The organism is Telluria sp. LT2P34 (assembly GCF_059685915.1).
The window spans coordinates 1-1079 of record NZ_JCASIN010000017.1 but is presented as its reverse complement, the minus strand read 5'-3'; the positions used below and the strand labels follow the sequence as shown (position 1 = coordinate 1079).

Below are 1079 nucleotides of genomic sequence, written 5' to 3'. Positions count from 1 at the left end.
AGCGGGTACTGTCGTGGGCGTGACCGCTTTTGCCACCGATGCCGACTCCGGTGCTGTCGTTACCTATACCCTGAGCAACGATGCCGGCGGCCGCTTCGCCATCAATGCCACGACCGGCGTCGTGACCGTTGCCGACGGCACGCTGCTCGACTACGAAACGGCGACCAGCCATAACATCACGGTCCTGGCTTCCAGTTCGGACGGCTCGAGCAATAGCCAGGTATTCACGATCGGTGTCACCAACGTCAACGACAATGCCGTCAGCGGCATCACCGATAGCAATGCAGGCCTCGACAGCGTAGCGGAAAACGCGGCAGCGGGTACTGTCGTGGGCGTGACCGCTTTTGCCACCGATGCCGACTCCGGTGCTGTCGTTACCTATACCCTGAGCAACGATGCCGGCGGCCGCTTCGCCATCAATGCCACGACCGGTGTCGTGACCGTTGCCAACGGCACGCTGCTCGACTACGAAACGGCGACCAGCCACACCATCACGGTCCTGGCGAGCAGCTCGGACGGCTCGAGCAACAGCCAGGTCTTCACGATCGGTGTCACCAACGTCAACGACAATGCGGTCAGTGTCGTGTCCGACACCGATGGCGCGACCGGCGGAAGCGTGGCAGAAAACGCGGCGACTGGCGCCCTCGTCGGCGTGACCGCTTTTGCCACCGATGCCGACGCAGGTGCTGTCGTTACCTATAGCCTGAGCAACGATGCCGGCGGCCGTTTCGCCATCAATGGCACGACCGGCGTCGTTACCGTTGCCGACGGAGCCCTGCTCGACTACGAGACGGCGACCAGCCACAACATCACGGTTCTGGCTTCCAGTTCGGACGGCTCCGCCAATAGCCAGACGTTCACCATTGGCGTCACCAACCTCAACGACAATGCGGTCAGTGTCGTGTCCGACACCGATGGCGCGACCGGCGGAAGCGTGGCAGAAAACGCAGCGACTGGCGCCCTCGTGGGTGTGACCGCTTTTGCCACCGATGCCGACTCCGGCGCTGTCGTCACCTACAGCCTGAGCGACGATGCCGGCGGCCGCTTCGCCATCAATGCCACGACCGGTGTCGTGACCG

1 protein-coding gene is annotated in these 1079 nt (G+C 63.5%); it reads left to right on the top strand.

What is annotated here, in order from left to right; genetic code table 11:
- The coding region (locus AC56KZ_RS20830) for a cadherin repeat domain-containing protein (protein ID WP_497164084.1) at positions 1-1079 on the top strand (1079 nt) is incomplete at both ends.